17 protein-coding genes and 1 pseudogene are annotated in these 21,986 nt (G+C 59.6%); 5 read left to right on the plus strand and 13 right to left on the minus strand.

Annotated elements, in window-relative coordinates:
* The 6 genes from ACYZTS_RS13355 to ACYZTS_RS13380 are packed head-to-tail and all read right to left on the minus strand — an operon-like array spanning position 1 to position 6,717.
* Positions 1 to 1,332 (minus strand): DUF58 domain-containing protein, encoded by a 1,332-nt coding sequence (locus ACYZTS_RS13355; protein WP_461989762.1) that lies wholly within the window; start codon positions 1,330 to 1,332, stop codon positions 1 to 3.
* On the minus strand, positions 1,329 to 2,330 hold the full coding sequence (locus ACYZTS_RS13360; protein ID WP_461989764.1) for an AAA family ATPase: 1,002 nt from the start codon (positions 2,328 to 2,330) through the stop codon (positions 1,329 to 1,331). Before ACYZTS_RS13360 ends, ACYZTS_RS13355 begins: the two co-directional genes overlap by 4 nt.
* Positions 2,327 to 3,490 carry a DUF4350 domain-containing protein gene (locus ACYZTS_RS13365; protein ID WP_461989766.1) on the minus strand — a complete coding sequence of 388 codons (1,164 nt, stop codon included), beginning with the start codon at positions 3,488 to 3,490 and terminating at the stop codon, positions 2,327 to 2,329. The genes ACYZTS_RS13360 and ACYZTS_RS13365 overlap by 4 nt, the downstream gene beginning before the upstream one ends.
* Complete coding sequence (locus ACYZTS_RS13370) at positions 3,487 to 5,031, minus strand: DUF4129 domain-containing protein (RefSeq protein WP_461989768.1); 1,545 nt, start codon at positions 5,029 to 5,031, stop codon at positions 3,487 to 3,489. The genes ACYZTS_RS13365 and ACYZTS_RS13370 overlap by 4 nt, the downstream gene beginning before the upstream one ends.
* The gene (locus ACYZTS_RS13375; protein ID WP_461989770.1) at positions 5,018 to 5,995 is read right to left on the minus strand and encodes a stage II sporulation protein M; all 978 of its coding nucleotides are present in this window, start codon (positions 5,993 to 5,995) and stop codon (positions 5,018 to 5,020) included. Before ACYZTS_RS13375 ends, ACYZTS_RS13370 begins: the two co-directional genes overlap by 14 nt.
* Positions 5,992 to 6,717 (minus strand): RDD family protein, encoded by a 726-nt coding sequence (locus ACYZTS_RS13380; RefSeq protein ID WP_028622884.1) that lies wholly within the window; start codon positions 6,715 to 6,717, stop codon positions 5,992 to 5,994. The genes ACYZTS_RS13375 and ACYZTS_RS13380 overlap by 4 nt, the downstream gene beginning before the upstream one ends.
* Positions 6,718 to 6,902: 185 nt before the next feature.
* Here ACYZTS_RS13380 and sbcB point away from each other — a divergent pair, with 185 nt between their 5' ends.
* Positions 6,903 to 8,333, plus strand: coding sequence for an exodeoxyribonuclease I (gene sbcB, locus ACYZTS_RS13385; RefSeq protein ID WP_461989773.1), 1,431 nt, complete (start codon positions 6,903 to 6,905; stop codon positions 8,331 to 8,333).
* A 90-nt stretch (positions 8,334 to 8,423) separates the two neighbouring features.
* Here the strand turns inward: sbcB and mvaT are convergent, their stop codons facing one another.
* Positions 8,424 to 8,801, minus strand: a complete 378-nt coding sequence (gene mvaT / locus ACYZTS_RS13390) for a histone-like nucleoid-structuring protein MvaT (RefSeq protein ID WP_007945872.1) — start codon at positions 8,799 to 8,801, stop codon at positions 8,424 to 8,426.
* Positions 8,802 to 9,140: 339 nt separating this feature from the next.
* Between mvaT and purU the strand changes: the two genes are divergently transcribed.
* Positions 9,141 to 9,989, plus strand: coding sequence for a formyltetrahydrofolate deformylase (gene purU / locus ACYZTS_RS13395; protein WP_028622886.1), 849 nt, complete (start codon positions 9,141 to 9,143; stop codon positions 9,987 to 9,989).
* Between the two features lie 86 nt (positions 9,990 to 10,075).
* Positions 10,076 to 10,261 (plus strand): hypothetical protein, encoded by a 186-nt coding sequence (locus tag ACYZTS_RS13400; protein WP_461989776.1) that lies wholly within the window; start codon positions 10,076 to 10,078, stop codon positions 10,259 to 10,261.
* 1,042 nt (positions 10,262 to 11,303) lie between these two features.
* On the opposite strand, the gene ACYZTS_RS13405 is transcribed toward ACYZTS_RS13400, so the two are convergent.
* The 5 genes and pseudogenes from ACYZTS_RS13405 to ACYZTS_RS13425 form a co-directional block, all read right to left on the minus strand.
* A complete protein-coding gene (locus tag ACYZTS_RS13405) occupies positions 11,304 to 12,299 on the minus strand; it encodes a lysylphosphatidylglycerol synthase transmembrane domain-containing protein (RefSeq protein ID WP_028622889.1) in 996 nt (331 codons plus the stop codon).
* Complete coding sequence (locus ACYZTS_RS13410) at positions 12,296 to 13,072, minus strand: DUF2334 domain-containing protein (RefSeq protein ID WP_461989778.1); 777 nt, start codon at positions 13,070 to 13,072, stop codon at positions 12,296 to 12,298. Before ACYZTS_RS13410 ends, ACYZTS_RS13405 begins: the two co-directional genes overlap by 4 nt.
* A complete protein-coding gene (locus ACYZTS_RS13415; RefSeq protein ID WP_461989780.1) occupies positions 13,065 to 14,186 on the minus strand; it encodes a glycosyltransferase family 4 protein in 1,122 nt (373 codons plus the stop codon). The genes ACYZTS_RS13410 and ACYZTS_RS13415 overlap by 8 nt, the downstream gene beginning before the upstream one ends.
* A gap of 149 nt (positions 14,187 to 14,335) precedes the next feature.
* Positions 14,336 to 15,100 (minus strand): methyl-accepting chemotaxis protein, encoded by a 765-nt coding sequence (locus ACYZTS_RS13420; protein ID WP_442961314.1) that lies wholly within the window; start codon positions 15,098 to 15,100, stop codon positions 14,336 to 14,338.
* A 93-nt stretch (positions 15,101 to 15,193) separates the two neighbouring features.
* Positions 15,194 to 16,225 (minus strand): annotated as a pseudogene (locus ACYZTS_RS13425) (HAMP domain-containing protein); the annotation flags it as partial.
* 172 nt (positions 16,226 to 16,397) lie between these two features.
* On the opposite strand from ACYZTS_RS13425, the gene ACYZTS_RS13430 reads away from it, so the two are divergent.
* Positions 16,398 to 17,876 (plus strand): helicase HerA-like domain-containing protein, encoded by a 1,479-nt coding sequence (locus tag ACYZTS_RS13430; RefSeq protein WP_461996435.1) that lies wholly within the window; start codon positions 16,398 to 16,400, stop codon positions 17,874 to 17,876.
* Between the two features lie 573 nt (positions 17,877 to 18,449).
* On the opposite strand, the gene ACYZTS_RS13435 is transcribed toward ACYZTS_RS13430, so the two are convergent.
* Positions 18,450 to 18,905, minus strand: a complete 456-nt coding sequence (locus tag ACYZTS_RS13435; protein ID WP_028621897.1) for a DUF721 domain-containing protein — start codon at positions 18,903 to 18,905, stop codon at positions 18,450 to 18,452.
* 307 nt (positions 18,906 to 19,212) lie between these two features.
* Here ACYZTS_RS13435 and secA point away from each other — a divergent pair, with 307 nt between their 5' ends.
* On the plus strand, positions 19,213 to 21,948 hold the full coding sequence (gene secA / locus ACYZTS_RS13440; RefSeq protein ID WP_028621898.1) for a preprotein translocase subunit SecA: 2,736 nt from the start codon (positions 19,213 to 19,215) through the stop codon (positions 21,946 to 21,948).
* Positions 21,949 to 21,986: the final 38 nt, after the last annotated feature.

The following is a 21,986-nucleotide window of genomic DNA, read 5'->3' on the forward strand; positions in this document are numbered from 1 at the left end:
CTAAAACATCCCGGCTTTTTTCCATTCGACATAGCGCGTCACTAATGTGGTCCCTAACTCGACAGCCGTGCTATCCAGCACCGAGACTCCATGAGCGGTCATCCGCTCATGGAGTTCGGCCCGGGCATTGGAGTAGTCGATCGTCGCGCAATAGGTCAGCGCGTCCGACAAGGTCCCCACTGGCGTCTGACGCACAGGATCGAGCATATCTTCGCGCAGGCTCGCCACTAACACCCGATGGCGATGCTTCATTCGCCTGACGGCTGTCAGCAATTCTTCATCGTCCTCATCCCGCAGATTAGTCACCAGCACCACCAGCGCTCGGCGCTTTTGCCGGGCCAGCAGTTGTGTTGTGGCGGTGAGGTAATCAGCGCTGCGCCGAGTGCTGTCCAGGTCATAAACCGCATTGAGTAATACGTTGAGCTGGCCCGTCCCTTTGACCGGCGCGAGATAATGCTGATGCTCAGCCGCAAACGTACTGAGCCCCACCGCGTCACCCTGACGCAACGCTACATAACTCAGCAACAGGCAGGCATTCAACGCATGATCAAAATGCGCCAGCTCGCCGTCCTGACTGCGCATACGGCGGCCGCAATCAAGCATGAAGATAATCTGCTGGTCACGCTCGTCCTGATATTCGCGGGCAATCGGCGTGCGCTGGCGGGCGGTGGCTTTCCAGTCGATCTGACGCAGGCTGTCGCCTTCGCGAAATTCCCGCAGTTGATGAAATTCCATGCCCTGACCGCGCCGTTGCTTTTGCCGCACGCCGAGTTGGCTAAGCCAGTTATCCACGGCCAGCAATTGCCCGCCGTAGACGCGGGCGAAATCTGGGTAGACGCGGGTGTGATCGGCCACCTTCAACAGCCGTTTGCCGGACCACAAGCCCAGCGGGCTCGGCAGGTTCACTTCGCAATGCTCAAAGGTAAAGTGACCTCGTTTGAGTGGGCGCAAGCGGTAGCCGATTTCGCTGCGTTTTCCCGGCTGAAGCTCGACCGCCAGCGGCAGCTGCTCGAAACTCAGGCCCTCGGGTACATGATCGTAAATCTGAATATTCAGCGGCTGAGGGAAATCATGTTCAACGTGCAGTCTCACCTCGCCCCAGCGGGCGAGGGCGAGGCTGCCAGGCATTTGCCGCCCGACCTTGGGCGACGGCAACCGATTGAGGCGAACCGCGTCGACGATTGCGAGGATAAGCAGTGCCAGCAGCAGTCCCCAATTAATCGAAAGCAGGGTTGAGGGAACAGCGATGCCCAGCGCCCTTACTGTGCCGAGCACGATGCCGATGGCCAGCAGGATTACCAGCCAGATCAGCAGCAGCCGCGAGGGTCTCACACGCGTGGCGCCGGCACTTGATCGAGCAGTTGCCGTAAGACCTGATCCACTTCCAGCCCTTCGATATCCAGCTCCGGCGAAATACGCACACGGTGACGCAAAACCGCCAACGCGCAGCCTTTGATGTCATCGGGAATCACAAATTCGCCACCGCGCAGCAGCGCCCGCGCCCGGGCGCAACGCACCAGCGCAATCGACGCTCGAGGCCCGGCGCCCAGCATCAGGCCGGGCCAGTTGCGGGTGGTGCGGGCCAGGCGCACGGCGTAATCCAGCACTTGATCGTCCAGCGGCAGATCGCTGGCGATGCGTTGCAAGGCAAGTACGTCCTTGGCTTGCAGTACGGTGCGCAGCGGTTGCACGTCGAGCATGTCGGCGCGGGTCGAGCGGCTGACCTGGCGGACCATATCCAGCTCCTGATCGGCATCGGGATAGTCCATGCGCACCTTGAGCATGAAGCGGTCGAGTTCAGCTTCCGGTAAAGGGTAGGTGCCTTCCTGCTCGATCGGGTTTTGCGTGGCGAGCACCATGAATGGTTGCGCAATCGCCAGGGCGCGGCCTTCAAGGGTGACTTGCCGTTCCTGCATGGCTTCGAGCAGCGCCGCCTGGGTTTTCGCCGGGGCGCGGTTGATTTCGTCGGCCAGCAGCAGGTTGGTGAACAGCGGTCCCTTGCGCAGTTTGAACTGCTCGGTCTGCAAGTCGTACACCGCATGCCCGGTGACGTCGCTGGGCATCAGGTCCGGTGTGAACTGAATCCGCGCGAACTCGCCGCCGAAACAACGTGCGAGGGCGCGCACCAATAAGGTCTTGCCCAGCCCCGGAACCCCTTCGAGCAGCACATGACCGCCGGCTATCAGCGCGGTCAGCACGTCGTCGATCACGGTGTTCTGGCCGATGACCGCTTTCTGCAATTCAGCCCTGACGGCCTGCGCCAGCTGACTGGCACGCTGGCGTTGTTGCGCGGCGTGGCTTGGTGCGCCGGGCTCGATCTGTTCACTCATAAGGCATTCCTCAAGGTTTGCAGGTGGGCGACCTGACGGCTGAATTCAACGCTTGAAAGCCGTTGCTTCGGTCGCGGGCTCATGGCCTGGCTGATAGCGCGTGTGGGTTGACCGGTCAGGCGCGCGAGCACCAGCCATTGTTCGGCGACGCCGAGCTGGTCATAACCGGGATGTCGGTGCTGGACGCGACGCAGAATATCCTGTTGCAGGGTTTGCAGAAGGCTCTCCTGACCACTGTGGCGCAGCATGAAATCAGCGCTCGCGCGCAAGTGTTCCTGAAGTTGTCGGCGCGCTTTCGGTACCGGTTCAATCAATGGTCCGTGACGCACACCGAAATGCCAGCAGGCCAGGCCGATAAGGGCGATCAGCGCAACCAGCGCTTGCGGGAAATAACGCAGCAGCAAGGTCAGCAGACTGTCGTGCTCCGTGTTGAACAACAGCGTCACGTGGGTATCAGCGGTGAGGTACCAGAGCAGCCAGGCGTTGTCATATTGGTCGACGGCCGGGGTTTTCCACAGCTCGGCGTCGGTGACAACAATGATCGAACCGAGGCCGTGAGCGAGCTGCATCATGTGCGTACCCTTGCCGCTGTTGGCCCAGGCCTGGGCGAGGTTCTTCGGGTCGTCGAGATGGAACGCAGTATCGAAACCGGCGTAGGCCGGGGCGTCCTCATCCTCGAGATAAAGCTTGGTCAATTTCGGCAGTGCCTCGCCGCTGGTGTCAGGCGGCGGGTCCTTGAGGTCTTGGCTCAGTGACTGCTGCAGCTGCACCCTGTCGAGTAACAGGTCATCGCTCTGACCGAGCTTTTCGTCCCACAACGCTTCGGCGACAAACAACAGGCGGCCGCCGGCGCGGGTCCAGTTCAACACCTGATCGACCTGGCGCGGCGACATGCTGGACCGTTCGCCGAGCAACAACAGACTGTTCTGATGGGGTTCCAGCATCGGCAGCACATCCAGGCTGTTGGCATGGTTGACGATGAGGCCCTGTTTGCGCAGGAAATGCTCGGCGGCCAGATAAGGATTGGCCTGTGCTTCGGGCGCCGGCCCGTGGTCGATTTCTGCCTGATAAGGTATCGCCTTCTGGTACAGCCAAACGCTCAATACGCAGCACAGCGCGCCTGCAATCAGCGCGACGGTCAGCCACAAACGCCGGCTCAAGCCGTGCCTCCCGGGCCGAACAAGGTGCGCCAGCCATCACACAATTCATCTTGCACAGGCTCGGGCGGCAGTCGATGCCCGTACGCCATGTTCTGCCAATGGGTCGTCAGGGTCTGGCTGAACGCCAGCAAGGCGGGGTGTCGCAGTTGCTCGATACGCCGCAGCACCTCGCTCTCGGTGTCGGCCGCGCTCAATGGCATGTGGTGATCGTGCAGCAAGTGGCTGAGCAGTGCGCGGTAAAGCAAACCGAGTGCCTCACGCGGGTGGCTTTGCCAAAGCTTTTCTGCACTGCTGGCGATGTCGGCGGGCAGGGTCTCGCGGTTGAGGTCCAGGCCGAATGCTTGCTGCAGCGCTGCCCGGGCCGGTCTGGTTTTTTCCAGTGGCCGCTGGGTGACGAATGCCTGCAGCCATTTCCGGTAGCGCCAGATCAACAAGCCGATTCCCGCAATCAACACCGTCCACAACGCCACTTCAATCAGCGTCGCCACAGCGCCGAAGCGTTGGCCGTCGAGCAAGCCGAACAACGTCTTCAGCCATTGCGGCACCTTGCCTTTGTCCGATGAATCGGCAGCGGATTGATCCTCGCCAAAGCGGTACTGCGTGACCGTTTCCTTGTTTTTGAACGGCGGCTGTTCGAGGATCGCCTTGATGCTGTCCCGTGAAGCCTGACTGGTCAAAGGTTGAGACAGAAGCCGTGCGGATTCTGGCGTCGCGACGGGCTCAGCGGCCCACGAATTTTGATTGAACGGCAACAGTGCACAGGTTCCCAGCAGCAGAATCAGCGCCGCGCCACTCAAGCGCTGGCGCAGGCGGCGGAACACCAACTCGATATCCCAGGCTTCGAGCACTGTGCGCCGGTTCAGATAAAGACTGAAACCGCAGGCGACGTAGACGGGTTCCCACACCACCAAAACCAGCAGGTAGAACACATTCGTCAGGTGTTCCAGCCAGCGCCAGTCCTGGCTCGCGACCGAGAGTAAACGTTGCCAGCTCCAGTCGAGTTCGATCTGCTGCGGCAGCAACAGGTAAAACAGCAGCATCAGGCCGATCCACAGCGCGCTTTCCAGATGCACGCCGATGATCGTCAGCCAGCGCGCGGCACCCGCGTCTCGCTGCAGCAATGCCTGCAGCCGCTGTTGTCGTTCGTTGCCGCTCAGCCCTTCAAGTTGCACCACGGGCAACGAGAAACTGCGTGTCAGGCTCAAGCGCCGCCAGGTCAGGCTTGCCAGCAATTGCGGCTTGAGCAGTCGCGGCCACTGGCGCAGCGCCTGGCGCAACGTCGGCGTTTCACCGAACATTGCCGAAGATAGGATGTACAGCGGCAAGCGTTCGAATGCCGGCTTGAGCCACCAGAAAATGAACACCGCGAGCGACGGTGAATCCCAGAAAATCAGGGTGAGCAGGGCGAACACCGGCACGGTGACGATGGCCCAACTGGTCATCAGCAAGCGTCGATGGCGCTGGCTCAACAGCACGCCCAGGTCCATGGCTTCCCAGGTCGGGCGAGGGCGGATGACCATTGTTGCGTCACTCAGGCGCATGGCGTGTCCGTCCGGCAAACAGCAGATACATCGCGACCAGTATCCAGAGCAGCGCGCCGACCAGGTATTTGGTGAGGGGCGGGGGTTCAGTCATGGACGACCAGTAGGCCTCTATAAAAGCTGCAATCAACAAAAACAGCATGACCCCGCAAATCAGCAGGACACTTTTGCGCGCCGCCAGTCGCAACGCTTCAGCCCGCGGCAATCGGCCCGGCGCGATCAGAGCCCAGCCCAGTTGCAGGCCGGCCGCACCGGCGAGGGCAATCGCGCTGAGTTCGAACGCACCGTGCCCGATCACGAATGACCAGAACGTCTGGCCATAGCCGATTTGCGTCAGATGCCCGGCCACGGCGCCGATCATCAAACCGTTGTAAAGCAGGAAGAAGACACTGCCCAGGCCAAACAGCAGGCCGCTGGCGAAGGTCTGAAACGCGATGCCGATGTTGTTCATAATGTAGAACCCGAACATCACCCAGTCTTCACTGGCCGCCCGTTCGGCTGAGCGTCCCAGGTGCCCGCCGTTGGGGTCGTACATGCTTTGCATCTGGCTGACCTGTTCGGCGGGGATCAGGTTGTAGACCAGGTCCGGAAACAGGAACACCAGGAGGGCGAAGCCGATCAGACTGCCGAAAAACAACAGGCTGGCCGCCAGTACAAAGCGCCATTGCTGACGGACCAGTCGCGGAAAATCGGCGAGGATGAATGCCACGACATTGGCACCCAGGCGGCTACGCTGCCGGTACAGTTGCTGATGCCCGCGCAGCACCTGTTGCTGCAATGAGTCGATGAGGAAACTGCTGTAACCGCGTTCCCGAGCCAGGGTGAGGTGCTGACAGAGCCTTCGGTAATCTTTTGCAAAACTGGCGAGGCGCGAGGTGTCCTTGTTTCGCTCCAGCCTGTCGAGCATCAGGGAAAACCGTTCCCACTCAGCGTTGTGACGACTTTCAAAAAGGCTTTGCTTCATGCGCTGCCCAACAGGCCACGAGCGATGCCGTTGAGTTCCGCTACGGCGCGCGGAGCTGCAACCTGCATGGGGTTGGCGAGGATCGTCGCCAGTTCACTGACCCGTGCTGCGGTCAGTTCGCCTTGGCGTTCTGCGAAGTTAAGGATGGCGCGCTGTTCGTTCAGCGTCAGCGCGACTGCCGCGCGCCTTGGCTCGGCGTCGGGCAGCTGCGGGCGGGTCACCGGGCGGTCGCGGTAGATCACCAGCGTACCGGCGGCGAGATCGCCGAGGCGCTTGAAGCTGGCGTGGTTCAGGCAGCTGATAGCGCCGAGGAAGTAGCCGAACGGCAACAAATCGACAAATCGCAGCAGGTTCCGCACCAGCGATGCTGACCAGCCGATCGGTGTACCGTCATCCTGTACCACCCGCAGGCCCATCCACAACTTGCCGGGCGAGCGGCCCTGATTCAGCACTTCAAACAGCACCATGTACCACCAGCTGACCACGAACAACAAAATCGAGCCAAGCCCGGCGCCGAGCTTGCCGAGGAATGCCAGGACAACAAAGAGCACGCCGAGAATCAGCCCGCGCAGGCCAAGGTCGATGGAAAACGCCAGTGCGCGCACCATCAACCCCGCCGGGCGCAATGGCAAGTCGATGCCTTCCGGCGTTTCAACCTGATACCGCGTATCCAGTGGCGGGGGCTGCGTCGCTTTCCCTGGCCGTGCTGTGGAATCGAGCATGGGCAACCTGATGTTGGGGCCTGAACGGAGATACTCTGTGCGCCCGATGCTAGCAGTCTCTCGGGGGGAAACGACATAACTATGTATTGCATGGTGCGTTGCGAGAAGTGATTGAATGACGAGAGGCTGGTCGCGACAGGACGTGACCGTCTAGACTTCGCCCATCTTCAGTTCAGGAATAGCCCGTGACCTCGATTTTCTGGTACGACTATGAAACCACGGGTATCAATCCCCGCTGTGATCGCCCGCTGCAGGTCGCGGGGATTCGCACCGATTTCGATCTCAATGAAATAGACGAACCGGTCAATCTCTATTGCCAGCCCAGTGAAGACATCCTGCCGCATCCGGCGGCCTGTGCGATCACCGGCATTACCCCGGCACGTCTTGCCGAACAGGGTTTGAGTGAAGCGGATTTCATGACGCGGGTGCATGCGCAACTCGCCGCTCCGGGGACCTGTGGCGCCGGTTACAACACCTTGCGTTTCGACGATGAAATGACCCGCTACAGCTTGTATCGAAATTTTTTCGATCCCTACGCTCGCGAGTGGCAGGGTGGCAACAGCCGTTGGGATCTGATTGATGTGGTGCGTGCCGCTTATGCCCTGCGCCCCGACGGCATTGTCTGGCCGAGGGACGAAGAGGGCCGCGTCACGCTGAAACTCGAACGCCTGACAGCCGCCAACGGTATCGATCACGGCAATGCTCACGAAGCACTGTCCGACGTTCGCGCGACCATCGCCCTCGCTCGGTTGATCCGGGAAAAACAGCCGAAGCTGTATGACTGGTTGTTCCAGTTGCGCAGTAAACCGAAGGTGATGGATCAGATTCGACTGCTGCAGCCGATGGTGCACATTTCCGGGCGTTTTTCGGCGGCTCGCAGTTATGTCGGTGTGGTGCTGCCGTTGGCGTGGCACCCGCGCAACAAGAACGCCTTGATTGTCTGTGACCTGCATCTGGATCCTCAGGGACTGCTGGATCTTGATGCAGAGACGTTGCGCCAGCGCTTATATACCCGCCGCGACGATCTTGCAGAGGGCGAGTTGCCGGTGCCGCTCAAACTGATCCACATCAATAAGTGCCCGGTTGTTGCACCAATGTCTGTGCTGCGTCCCGCCGATCAACAACGGCTCGGGCTGGATATGGCGCTTAAACATGAGCGAGCACTGCGACTAAGTGACGCACAGGAGATCTGGCGGGATAAAGTGCAGGCGATTTATGCCAGGGAGGAATTTCCTCAGAACGATGATCCTGAACAACAGTTATACGACGGTTTTATCGGCGACCGCGATAGACGTTTATGTGAGCAAGTCAGGTCCGCCGAGCCTGCACAATTAGCACAAGAGCATTGGCCGTTCGATGATGAACGTTTGCCTGAACTATTGTTTCGATATCGCGCCCGCAACTTCCCTGACACGTTGAATTTCGAAGAGCAGGAACGTTGGCGATTGTTCTGTCAGCAGCGTCTGTCTGATCCGCAGTGGGGCGCACCCAATACGCTGAAATCTTTCATAGAGGCGGCTGCACAACTGGACATTACTGCTACGCCTTTTCAGAAGGAGGTTCTGAGTAAATGGCATAATTATGTCGAAGCATTGCGCAAACGTTTGAGTCTTTGAATCCTCGAACCTGTCACGGCAGGTCTAACACTCAGGCATAAAAAAACGCCAGCATTTGCTGGCGTTCCTTTTTGGTGCGTCTTCTGCGGCTTAGCCCAGCAGAGTCGCCCAGCCTTCAACCACGTCACCGCCCCACTTGGCTTTCCACTCTTTCAGAGTCTTGTGGTTGCCACCTTTGGTTTCGATGACTTCGCCGTTATGCGGGTTTTTGTATTGTTTAACTTTGCGCGCGCGCTTGGTGCCGGTAGTTTTTACCGCGCCACCGCGTGGAGCCTTGCTTTTGGATTCCGGATCCAGCAGCGCGATGATGTCACGCAGGGACTTGGAGTATTCGCCCATCAAGGTGCGCAGTTTGCCTTCAAATTCCAGCTCGGTTTGCAGTTTGTCGTCTTGGGAAAGATTCTTCAAACGGGCTTGCAGCTCTTTGATAGCTTCTTCGGTGGCGCGATATTCGTTGATCAAGGACATTGGGACTACCTTATGTTGGACGCTGGATGGCAGGTTACAGTGCGGCAATAATAGTCAGGCTGTTTCATCAAGTAAACATTTAACACGTGTTTATTTAATTTGTTGGCAATGAACTGGCGACAAATTGCAGGCGCAGTTAAATAGTGTGATGCGGTCAACACAGATCTTCACAATTGGGTACTTGTAGATCTGCATCAAAAACACCTTTGAGCGAGAAAATGTGTATTTGTCGGGATCTGCAGCGTCGATTCGTCTGCAGCAAATGCTTCATCAATACTGCAGTTTTGCTGCGCAATCGCTAGAATGGCGGCCTTTGCGAAGTTCTGGAGTCTCCCCCTCATGCGCACCTTTCGGCTAGTGATTGCTTGCCCGGACCGCGTCGGCATCGTTGCTCAAGTCAGTAACTTTCTGGCGTCCCATAACGGCTGGATCACTGAAGCGAGCCACCACTCGGATAATCAGAGCGGCTGGTTCTTCATGCGTCACGAAATTCGTGCCGACTCGCTGCCCTTCGGTATCGAGGCCTTTCGCGAAGCGTTTGCGCCGATCGCTGAAGCTTTTTCGATGGACTGGCGCATCACCGACACCGCGCAGAAAAAACGTGTGGTGCTGATGGCCAGCCGTGAATCTCACTGCCTGGCCGATCTGTTGCACCGCTGGCACAGCGATGAACTGGACTGCGAAATCTCTTGTGTGATTTCCAACCATGACGACTTGCGCAGCATGGTCGAGTGGCACGGCATTCCTTATTACCATGTTCCGGTCAATCCGCAGGACAAGGAACCGGCATTTGCAGAGGTCTCGCGTCTGGTCAAACAGCACGATGCCGAAGTGGTGGTACTTGCCCGTTATATGCAGATCCTGCCGCCGTCGCTGTGCAATGAATATGCGCACAAGGTGATCAATATTCACCACAGTTTCCTGCCTTCGTTTGTGGGCGCCAAGCCGTATCACCAAGCGTCCATGCGTGGTGTGAAGCTGATTGGCGCAACGTGTCACTACGTGACCGAAGAGCTGGATGCCGGCCCGATCATTGAGCAGGACGTGGTGCGTGTCAGTCACAGCGACAGCATCGAAGACATGGTGCGTTTCGGTCGCGATGTCGAGAAGATGGTGTTGGCTCGCGGTCTGCGTTATCACCTCGAAGACCGTGTCCTGGTGCATGGCAACAAGACGGTCGTGTTCTGACAGCAACGCGACAGGGTTGAAATTCGAAGGGCCTGGGCGTTCAATCGCTTCAGGCCCTTCGCCGTTTCTGTATGGAGGATTTGATCATGGCCGACCCACTCGACAAAGCTACCGCCCGAGCCCCCGCGACGCTGGGGGAGGGGTGCTTGAGCCGTTACGATCCCGATGACCTGAGCGCGGAGGACGGTACGGAGTTTCCGGGGGCTGAGGCGTTGTGGGGGGCTTTGCATCCTGAGGCGGAGGGTGAATCCGGGGATGATCAGCCCACGTAGGAGCGAGGCTTGCTTGCGAAGGCGTTCTTCCATTTTGCTGGATTCTACAAGGTGTACTCGGTCCCCTGTAGGAGCTGGCTTGCCAGCGATGGCTGCGTCTTGGGCGCGTAAGTTTTTTTGGTGTACATATCCATTGCGGCGATGAGGGCGGCTATTGGTTTCGCCCTTACGGCGAGTCACTTGGAAGAGCACCAAGTAACCAAGTGCTCTTGCCCCTGACGTCCGGTGCCTCGCTTGGGCTCGCCATACCTTCGCTCCGGCCCTGCTCCGTGGGCCCGGCGCGATCGGCCATCCTTGGCCGTGCGCGCCTAACCCGGCATCCATGCCGGGTTGCCCACTGCGCAGAACCTGCGCTCAGCCTCCCGAGGGGGCGCTAACCGCCACAGCCGCCGAGGCGGCCTACCGGCCGTCCTGGCTGCGCAGGTTACGTTGCGCCGTGCACTGATCGTCCCCACGCGGGAACGATCAGCATCGGGGCGGGAGTTTGGGCTTTGCTTTGCTTTGCTTCAGATCTTGATCTTGATCTTGATCTGCGTGCCCCTTTCCCAGAGGCCGAACGCAGGCGTTGCGCAGGGGGTACCGCGGCAAGGATGCCGCGGTAGTCGCCCCCGGCCATGGATGGCCGATGGCGACGGGCCCCCGGAGCAATGCCGGAGTGAGGGCATGCCGAGCCTAGGCGAGGCACCGAATGGCGGGGCAAGAGCCTTTTGGTTACTTTGGGGCTCTTTTCCAAAGTGACTCGCCGTAAGGGCGAAACCAATAGTAGCCCCAACCGCAGCAACGGATATGTACAACCTCAAAACAACCGTCGCCCGACACACCGCCATCGTCGGAACGCCGCCCGGAGCAAGCTCAGCTCCCACAGTTGACCGGGTACATCCGCAAGCAAGTGGGCGCCTGACGCACCGCCATCGCGAGCAAGCTCAGCTACCACAATTGATCGTGTGCATCCGCAAGCAAGTGGGCGCCGGACAGACTGCCATCGCGAGCAAGCTGAGCTCCTACAGAGTTTGCGTACACAACGCAGTAATAACAAACCCAACTAAACCTGCTTGAACCTCATCAATTTCTTCAACAGCGGCCGCCCCAGCATCAACACAAACACCGGCCCGCCCACCAGCAGATAAAAGTAATACGTCACCGCCCGCCAGATCAGGATTGCAGCCGCGGCCGTGGACTTGCCCACCATTGGCGTCAACAGCGCCGCCGAGGTCAGCTCCGCCGCTCCGGCGCCACCCGGCAGCAGGCTGAACTGCCCCGCACTCAGCGAAAGCATCTGAATCAAAAAGCTCCAGGCCCACTGCACATCCGCCCCCAACCCGCGCAACGCCAGATACAACACGCTATAGCGCAGAATCCAATGCACACACGTCAGGGCAAACACCGTAATCAATGTCCGAGACGGCAATTTCAACGTGTCGGTAAACGCCGCCAGAAAATGCAAAAGTTTTCGCGCCCAGCGCATACGCGTCGCTGCTTTGACATTAAGTCGCGCCAACAGACGGCCGCTCAGGCGAATCAGCAAACGGTGGTAGCGGGCGACGAACACGCAACTCAACAACCCACCGAACATGGAGACCGCGCTGACCGTCAGCAGCCACTCCATGCGCTGGCTGAGGTGTTGGAACAAGGCGTAAATCAGGATCCCGATCAGCGCACAGAGGAAAAACAGCAGATCGCTCAACTGATCCATCGCAAACACCGCGCTGCCCCGAGCGGGACGCACGCCCTGACGTGCCAGCAGCGCCATGATGGTCAGCGGGCCACCGCTGCCTCCCGGCGTCGCGCAATAGGCGAATTCGGCGGCCATCACCACCGCCAGACTCTTGCGGCGGCTGACCTTGCCGCGCTCGTCGCCCAGCAACAGGCGCAAGCGCATCGAATTCAGCACCCAGCACAGCAGAATCATGGCGAACATGATCAGCAACCAGTGCAATGGAAATCTGTGCAGGCGATACCAGGTTTCATTGCCGCCCAGCAAGGCCGGGATCATCACCGCAACCAGTAAGGCAATGCACAACAGAACCCCGCGACTCACGCTACGCGCCCCATCAATGTGTCTTGCGACGCCAGCCAATCAGCCTTGGTCATTGGCATGCGGCCCTCATCGAGCAGACGCTTGAGGGTTTGCAGCCAATAGGTGCGTGAAAACTCATGACGCATGTCCACCGGGTGCAGGCCCAGGCGAATCACCGGTGCTTGTCGCCAGCGCTGTTCGCGCTGGTCGCTGAGCAGTTTTGATACGCCGCGACGCCATGCACTGCGCGCACTCCACACCAATCCCGGCGCCTCAATCACGGAGAAATCCGGCAAGCGATACAAGTGCTGCGGATCACTGGTGTAACGCAACGGCAACTCGCGCAAGGCCTCGCGGGTGCCATCGCTCATCAGCCAGGCCGGTGCAACAAAGCCTTCGAGTGGCCAGTCGTGACGGTGGAACATGTCAATACCGGCATGCAGGCGGGCAAGTGCGTCTTCCCGGGACAGGCTGTAGAACTCGCCCTCGTGGGTATAGACGCGGCGCATGAACCAGTCGCGCGGCGTGCCGGGCAGCGGGCCTTCGTCGCAATGGAAGTAACCGTGCAAAGCCAGTTCATCGCCGCGCTCGACGCGTTCGCTGAGCACGCGACAGAAGGCCGGATGCTCGTCCAGGGAATTACGCTTGTGGAAGTCCGGTACCACCAGCCAGGTCATCGGCACCGCGCCCAGAGCATCGACGGCCTCTACGAACGACTGATAGTCGCCCCACGTTTGCGGCGCGACGTCGTGCAAAACCAACATGAGGGCAGGGGCATGCATGGGCTCAACCATTGGCGATCATCGGCAACTGATCGCCGAGCACTGCGTGATAGTGGCCCAAAAGGCTATTGACCACTGCGTCCCATGCGTAATGCCGTTCGACATGGCTACGCGCCTGTTTGCCCAACGTGGTGATGTCGGCGCTGAACAATTCCCGCACGGCATTGGCCATGGCCAGCGGGTTGTTCGGCGCGCAAAGCACGCCGCAGTGTTCAGGGACGATTTCCTGAAACGCCCCGGCTGCAACGGCCACCACCGGAATGCCGCAGGCCATGGCTTCCAGGATCACCAGCCCGAAGGTTTCCTGATCGCCGGCATGCAGTAGAGCATCGGCGCTGGCCATCAACCGCGCTACCTGTGCAGCCGGGCAGAATTCATCAACAACCGTGACGTTATCCGGGACCGCGGCCGGCATCGAGGAACCCACCAACACCAGGTGATAGCGTCGCCCGAGGTGTTTCATGCAGTCGAGCAGTATTGGCAGGTTCTTTTCCTTGGAGCCGCGACCGGCAAATATCAGCAGGTGCGCGTCTTCGGCAATGCCCAGTTCCGCGCGTAATTCAGGATCACGCGCCGCCGGATTGAAGGTCTGCAGGTCGACACCGAGCGGTTGCACGAACACATTCCTGACGCCGAGGCTGATCAATTTGTCCGCCATGATCTGGCTCGGCGCCAGCACTCGGTCGAAATTGCCATACAGTTTGCGGACATAGGCCTCGACATTTGGCGTCACCCAGTTGCCCATGCGATTGCTCACTAACACCGGCAAGTCCGAATGATAGAAGCCGATCACCGGTACATCGAGCTGACGCCGGGCATCGAGTGCCGCCCACGCGGTGAGGTACGGATCGCCGACTTCGATCAGATCGGGCTGCAAGTCCTGCAGGACATTGCGCCAAGGCGCCACGCGGAGTGGGAAGCGGTAACCTTTGCCGAAGGGCAGGGCGGGAGCGGGAACTGTATAGACGCCGTCCCGTTCAGTAAGGTTGGCGCCGGGTATCAGCAAGCTGTGGCGAATGCCGGGTTTAATTCCCAGGCGCCGGTGTTTGGCATCCAGATAAGTACGCACGCCACCGCTGGCAGGGGCGTAGAACATGGTTATGTCAGCGATATGCACGGCGAACATCCCTCCGGTCCATTGGTCTCCCTAGGTTGACCTTAATGAAGGATAGATGTTCGTTTGGGGTTTGCTGGCGCAGGGTTGGGAGGTCTGGTGGGTGAAAAAAATCGCCATCGCGGGCACATCGGGTCGCCGCGATGGCGTGGCAACAGATTCTAGATGCGGAAACTGCCCACCAACTGCTTCAGCCGCGCTGCCTGCTGCTCCAGATCGGAACACGCGCGCAACGTCGAATGGAGGTTTTCCACGCCTTCCTGGTTGAGCGTATTGATCTCGGTAATGTCCACGTTGATCGACTCCACCACCGCCGTCTGTTCCTCGGTCGCCGTCGCCACCGATTGGTTCATCCCGTCAATCTCACCGATGCGCAGCGTCACGCTGTTCAAGCGCTCACCGGCCAGATTGGCGATGTCGACGCTATCCTGACTGTGGCGTTGACTGTCGCTCATGGTGCTCACCGATTCGCGGGCGCCGACCTGCAGCTCCTCGATCATGGTCTGCACCTGTTGCGCCGATTCCTGCGTGCGGTGCGCGAGGTTGCGAACTTCATCCGCGACCACCGCAAAACCGCGTCCGGCTTCACCGGCGCGTGCGGCTTCAATGGCGGCGTTGAGCGCCAGCAGGTTGGTTTGCTGGGAAATGCTGGTGATCACCTCGAGAATCTGCCCGATGTTCACTGTTTTGCTGTTCAGCGATTCGATATTGCTGCTGGAGGCGCTGAGCATGCTCGACAGTTTGTTCATCGCGGCAATGCTGCGGTCCACCACTTGCTGGCCATCTTCGGCGAGGTTGCGCGCATCGCTGGCCTGACTCGAGGCCTGCGCGGCATTACGGGCGATTTCCTGCGCGGCAGCGCCGAGCTGATTGATCGCTGCCGCCACGCTGCTGGTACGCGAGGCTTGCTGATCGGAGTTGAACATCGACGAATTGGAAGCGGCCACCACGCGCAACGCCACTTCGTTGACCTGGCCGGTGGCCGACGACACTTCGCGGATCGAACCATGAATGCGCTCCACGAAGCGGTTGAATGCGGTGCCGAGCACGCCAAACTCATCGTTGTTCTGGATGGTCAGGCGTTTGGTCAGGTCGCCTTCACCGTCGGCGATGTCCTGCATGGCGCGGGTCATGACATGCAGCGGCTGGATCAGCAGGCGGATCAGCATGCCCAGCAAGGCGATGATGATGACCACGGCAATGATGGTCGCGATGACCGCCGAGGTGCGAAATTCGCTGAGCATCGAGAAGGCTTTGTCTTTATCCACGGACAGACCGATGTACCAGTTGACCGTCGGCAGGCCTTTGATCGGGGTGAAATTGACGATGCGGGTTTTACCGTCGACCTCGATTTCACTGAAGTCGGTACTGATGCGCGGTGTATTGAGTGGGTACGCTTCGGCGAGGGTTTTCATCACCAGGGCTTTGTCCGGGTGAACCAGGATCTTGCCGTCGGCACTGACCAGGAAGGCGTAACCCATGCCGTCGAAGTCGCGGGCGCTGAGGGTGTCGATCAGAGTCTGCAGGCTGAGGTCGCCGCCCACCACGCCGACACTCTGCCCAGCCTTTTTCGACGCGGTGGCAATCGAGATGATCAACTGGCCGGTCGCCGCATCGATATAGGGTTCGGTCAACGTGGCGGTGCCGCTGCTTTCGGCGCCTTTGTACCAAGGGCGGACGCGGGGGTCGAAACCGTCGGGCATCTTCGCGTCCGGTCGGATGGTGAAGCTGCCGGTGGCATCGCCCAGGTAGGACGCCATGAAGGTCGACGTCAGCGCTTTCTGCTCCAGCAGGCTGGCGACAGTGGCGGGCTCCGGGTTGATGGCAATGTTCTGCGCCAGGTTGTCGATCAGCAGAATACGGCCGGTCAACCAGGTTTGAATGTTGCTGGCAGTGACATCGCCCATTTCGTTGAGGTAGTTGTCCAGGTCCTCGCGGATGGCGTTGCGTTGCAAATAGTCGTTGTACAGGGTGAAGGAGGCGAAGGCAGCCATGACGATGAGGGCGGCGGCAAGCAGGATTTTATGGCTGAAGCGCAGATTTTTATTCATGGCATGGGGTTCCGCTAAGGTCTTAATGCCCAAGGCGTGCTTTTATAAAGGAGCGCGAAGGGACGGTCGTCAAAACAAGCTGATATTTCCATCCTCTCCGTAGGGAACTACCGACGCTTTTCATTCTTTTATATCGGCCGTGAAGGATCAAAGATTAACCATGGGTGACAAAATGCCTGACTCATCGCAACTCGTTATCGGTGCCGACCTCGCAGGGCAGCCGATCGCCCAGGCCATGCGTCTGGCAAACCGACATGGCCTGGTCGCGGGCGCTACCGGTACCGGCAAGACCGTCACCCTGCAACGCTTGGCCGAAGCCTTCAGCGATGCCGGTGTGGCGGTGTTTGCCGCGGACATCAAAGGTGACCTGTGCGGGCTGGGTGCTGCCGGCAACCCTCAGGGCAAGGTGGCCGAGCGCATCGCCGGCATGCCTTGGCTGAACCATAAACCCCAGGCTTATCCGGTCACTCTGTGGGACATTCACGGTCAGTCCGGTCATCCGTTGCGCACCACGTTGAGCGAAATGGGACCGCTGCTGATCGGCAGTCTCCTGGAACTGACCGACAGTCAGCAGTCGGCGCTGTATGCCGCGTTCAAGGTCGCGGACCGCGAAGGGTTGCTGCTGCTCGACCTCAAGGACCTGAAGGCGTTGCTCAACCACTTGCGTGACAACCCGGAACTGCTCGGCGATGACGCAGCGCTGATGACCACCGGTTCCAGCCAGGCATTATTGAGACGTCTGGCGACGCTGGAGCAGCAGGGCGCCGACGCCCTGTTCGGCGAGCCGGCGCTGCAACTCGAAGACATGTTGCAGCCGGCCGCCGATGGTCGTGGGCGCATCCACTTGCTCGACGCCAGTCGCCTGGTGCACGAAGCGCCGAAGGTTTATGCGACGTTCCTGTTGTGGTTGCTGGCGGAACTGTTCGAGCAACTGCCAGAGCGTGGCGATGCCGACAAACCGCTGCTGGCGCTGTTTTTTGACGAGGCGCACTTGTTGTTCGCCGACACCCCGAAAGCCTTGCAGGAACGCCTTGAGCAAGTAGTGCGGCTGATTCGTTCGAAGGGCGTGGGCGTGTATTTCGTCACGCAGTCGCCGGGCGATTTGCCGGATGACGTGCTCGCGCAGTTAGGGCTGCGCATTCAACATGGTTTGCGCGCATTCACGGCCAAGGAGCAAAAGTCGCTACGCGCCGTCGCGGACGGCTTTCGACCGAATCCGGCCTTCGATGCCCTGTCGGTCTTGACCGAACTGGGAATCGGCGAGGCGCTCGTGGGGACGCTGGCGGAAAAGGGCACGCCGGAAATGGTCCAGCGCGTGCTGGTGTCTCCGCCGCAGTCGCGGATCGGGCCCCTGAGCGAAACCGAACGCACCCTGCTGATCGCCGGTTCGCCCTTCAAGGGGCGCTATGACAAACCGATTGATCGCGAGTCGGCTTATGAAGTGCTCATGGGGCGCAAAGGGCTCGCGCCTGATCCGCAGGCCACCCCAGAAAAGGCAGAGCCGAGCCTAACCGACAAAGCCGGCGAATTCCTCGGCACGGCTGCGGGGCAGGCGTTGAAATCGGCGATGCGGCAGGCGGCGAATCAATTGGGCCGGCAATTGGTGCGCGGTTTGATGGGATCGTTGCTGGGTGGCAGCAAAAAACGCTGAGGCTGCTGAGGTCTCCCGCTATCTGCGGGATGAGATCAGTGGAAACAGGACCTGTGGAAACAGGACCTGTGGGAGCAAGGCTTGCCCGCGAAGCCTTAAGCGGCCTCAAGTGCCTCTTCGCGAGCAAACTTCGCTCCCACATATAAAACGCGGTCAAACAATCATCCAGGTCGGCTATCAGGCCGCCTCGGCGCGCTGTGGCGGTTAGCGCTCCGTCGGGAGGCTGAGCGCAGGTTCTGCGCAGTGGGCAACCCGGCAAGGATGCCGGGTTAGCTGCCCCCGGCCATGGATGGCCGATGGCAGCGGGCCCACGGAGCAGGACCGGAGCGAAGGCATGGCGAGCACTAGCGAGCCACCGGACGTCAGGGGCAAGAGCGCTTGGTTACTTGGCGCTTCTCCAAGTGACCCGCCGTAAGGGCGGAACCAATAGCCGCCATCACCGAAGAAACGGATATGCACACCGACAAAACCCTAGGTGCCTAAGACATGGCCATCGCCGGCAGGCCAGCTCCCACAGTGGACCGAGTACACCCTCGATCCCCTGGCAGCTCAGAATCCAACATTAAACATTCTTCATGTTTTGGGTTTGGCATGCGCCGCCAACCGCTCCAGCGCCGCGCGCAGATTGGGATCACTGATCCCGTCCGCCGTCGCCTGAATCGTCGCCGCCGCATCGGTCGACAAATCCATCGTATGCCCCACCGCCCCCTGCGGAACGGTCGGCGGCTGAACCTTGAACAATATCCGCGTCAAACTCGCAAACTCATCAAACACCTGCAATTGCCGCTGCAACCGCTTCTGCTGATACCGCAAGCGAGTGGCCCAATGGCCGTCAGTGACAATCAACAGCAAACTGCCCTCGCGCCACGACGCCACATGGCAATGCTCACGCGCGGCAGGCTGCAATTGGCTTTCCACCAGGCGCTGTAAATGACCCAGGCGTTGAGCGTGGCTGAAGATGGCTTTCAGCGGTTTGGCTTCGCGAAGCAGAACGGCGGGTGCTCTGGCCGTAAGAGGGCGAAATGCCATGATCAGACACCTGAAGTAACAGAGCGGCCATGTTAGCAGAAAGCGTCTGACCCGCCCGACCCATTGCATTGCGCCGGCTTTACTCATTAAATCAACGACTAACTTCTTACGCGTGCGGCTTGAAGTTCGGCAAAAAGCCCCTATTTTAAGTGAGCCCCGTTACAGCGCTGTGCCAGCATCGTGGAATAACGCCACTTTCCTCACCACCGTTTCCGGGTAGAATGCTCGTTCGCATGCGGCCATGAGGGCTGCTCGGGCGACTCACGGGGCCGCCCTCCATCCCTTTAGTGTGGAAGATCCTGCCGATATGTTTGCGCCTTTGTTAAAGAAACTTTTTGGAAGCAAGAACGAGCGTGAAGTCAAACGCATGCTCAAGACGGTGCAACTCGTCAATGCCTTCGAAGAGCAAATGGTAGCCCTTTCGGACGATCAATTGCGTGCCAAGACAGACGAGTTCAAGGCCCGCATCGCCAAAGGGGAAACCCTCGACAAACTGCTGCCAGAAGCCTTTGCGGTCGCTCGCGAAGCCGGTAAGCGTGTCATGGGTATGCGTCACTTTGATGTACAGCTGATCGGCGGCATGACCTTGCATGAAGGCATGATCGCGGAAATGCGCACCGGTGAAGGCAAGACCCTGGTGGCAACACTGGGTGTTTACCTCAACGCACTGTCCGGCAAAGGCGTGCACGTTGTGACGGTGAACGACTATCTGGCTCGCCGGGACGCCAACTGGATGCGCCCGCTCTACGAATTCCTCGGCCTGTCGGTGGGTGTGGTCACACCATTCCAGCCGCCTGAAGAGAAACGTCTGGCTTACGCTGCCGACATTACCTACGGCACCAACAACGAATTCGGTTTCGACTACCTGCGCGACAACATGGCGTTCAGCATGGAAGAAAAATTCCAGCGCGAACTCAATTTTGCCGTGATCGACGAAGTCGACTCCATCCTCATCGACGAAGCGCGTACCCCGCTGATCATTTCCGGTCAGGCCGAGGACAGCTCGAAGATGTATGTCGAGATCAACAAACTGATCCCGCAGCTGGAATTGCACGTCGAAGAAGTGGAAGGCGAAGTCACCAAGGCTGGCCACTACACCGTCGACGAGAAAACCCGTCAGGTCGAGCTCAACGAAGCCGGTCACCAGTTCATCGAAGACATGCTCACCCGCGTTGGCCTGCTGGCCGAAGGCGAGAGCCTGTACTCGGCACACAACCTGGGCCTGTTGACCCACGTTTATGCCGGCCTGCGTGCGCACAAGCTGTTCCACCGCAACATCGAATACATCGTGCAGGACGGTCAGGTTGTACTGGTCGACGAACACACCGGTCGTACCATGCCGGGCCGTCGTTTGTCCGAGGGCCTGCACCAGGCAATCGAGGCCAAGGAAGAGCTGAACATCCAGGCCGAAAGCCAGACCCTTGCTTCGACCACGTTCCAGAACTATTTCCGCCTGTACAACAAGTTGTCCGGCATGACCGGTACGGCTGACACCGAAGCGTTCGAATTCCACCAGATCTACGGTTTGTCGGTGATGGTTATTCCGCCAAACAGACCGCTGGCGCGCAAAGACTACAACGACCTGGTGTTCCTGACTGCCGACGAGAAGTACGCGGCGATCATCAATGACATCAAGGAATGCATGACCCAGGGCCGTCCGGTGCTGGTGGGTACTGCAACCATCGAAACGTCCGAGCACATGTCCAATCTGCTCAACAAGGAAGGCATCGAGCACAAGGTTCTGAACGCCAAGTTCCACGAAAAGGAAGCCGAGATCATTGCCCAGGCGGGTCGTCCGGGTGCGCTGACCATCGCCACCAACATGGCCGGTCGTGGTACCGACATCCTGTTGGGCGGCAACTGGGAAGTGGAAGTGGCCTCGCTGGACAACCCGACGCCGGAGCAGATCGCGCAGATCAAGGCCGACTGGCAGAAGCGCCATCAGCAGGTGCTGGAGTCCGGTGGTTTGCAGGTGATCGCTTCCGAGCGTCACGAATCGCGCCGTATCGACAACCAGCTGCGTGGTCGTGCCGGTCGTCAGGGTGACGCCGGTTCCAGCCGTTTCTACCTGTCGCTGGAAGACAGTCTGATGCGCATCTTTGCCTCTGACCGGGTGAAGAACTTCATGAAGGCCCTGGGCATGCAGTCCGGTGAAGCGATCGAACACCGCATGGTGACCAACGCCATCGAGAAGGCGCAGCGCAAGGTTGAAGGCCGCAACTTCGACATCCGCAAGCAACTGCTCGAGTTCGATGACGTCAACAACGAACAGCGTAAAGTGATCTATCACATGCGTAACACGTTGCTGGCCGCCGACAACATTGGCGAGACCATCGCCGACTTCCGTCAGGACGTGCTCAACGCGACCATCAGCGCGCACATTCCACCGCAATCATTGCCGGAGCAGTGGGACGTTGCGGGGCTGGAAGCTGCGTTGCAAAGCGACTTCGGTGTGACGTTACCGATCCAGCAGTGGCTGGACGAAGACGATCACCTGTACGAAGAAACCCTGCGCGAGAAGCTGATGAACGAGCTGATCGCCGCGTACAACGAGAAAGAAGACCAGGCCGGTGCCGAAGCACTGCGCACCTTCGAGAAGCAGATCGTTCTGCGCGTGCTGGATGATTTGTGGAAAGACCACCTGTCGACCATGGATCACCTGCGTCACGGCATCCACTTGCGTGGCTACGCTCAGAAGAACCCGAAGCAGGAATACAAGCGCGAGTCGTTCACGCTGTTCTCCGAGCTGCTGGATTCGATCAAGCGCGACTCTATCCGTGTGCTCTCGCACGTTCAGGTTCGCCGCGAAGATCCGATCGAAGAAGAAGCGCGCCTGCGCCAGGAAGCTGAAGCTCTGGCCGCCCGCATGCAGTTCCAGCACGATGAAGCGCCGGGTCTTGAGCAGCCGGAAATTCTCGGTGAAGAGATCGACGTTGCCCTCGCCACCGTGCCGGTACGCAACGAGCAGAAGCTGGGCCGTAACGAACTGTGTTACTGCGGTTCGGGCAAGAAATTCAAGCATTGCCACGGGCAGATCCAGTAAAACCCGTTCCGTAAGCTGAAATACCCGCGCCGCGACCG

The organism is Pseudomonas sp. TMB3-21 (genome assembly GCF_054898145.1).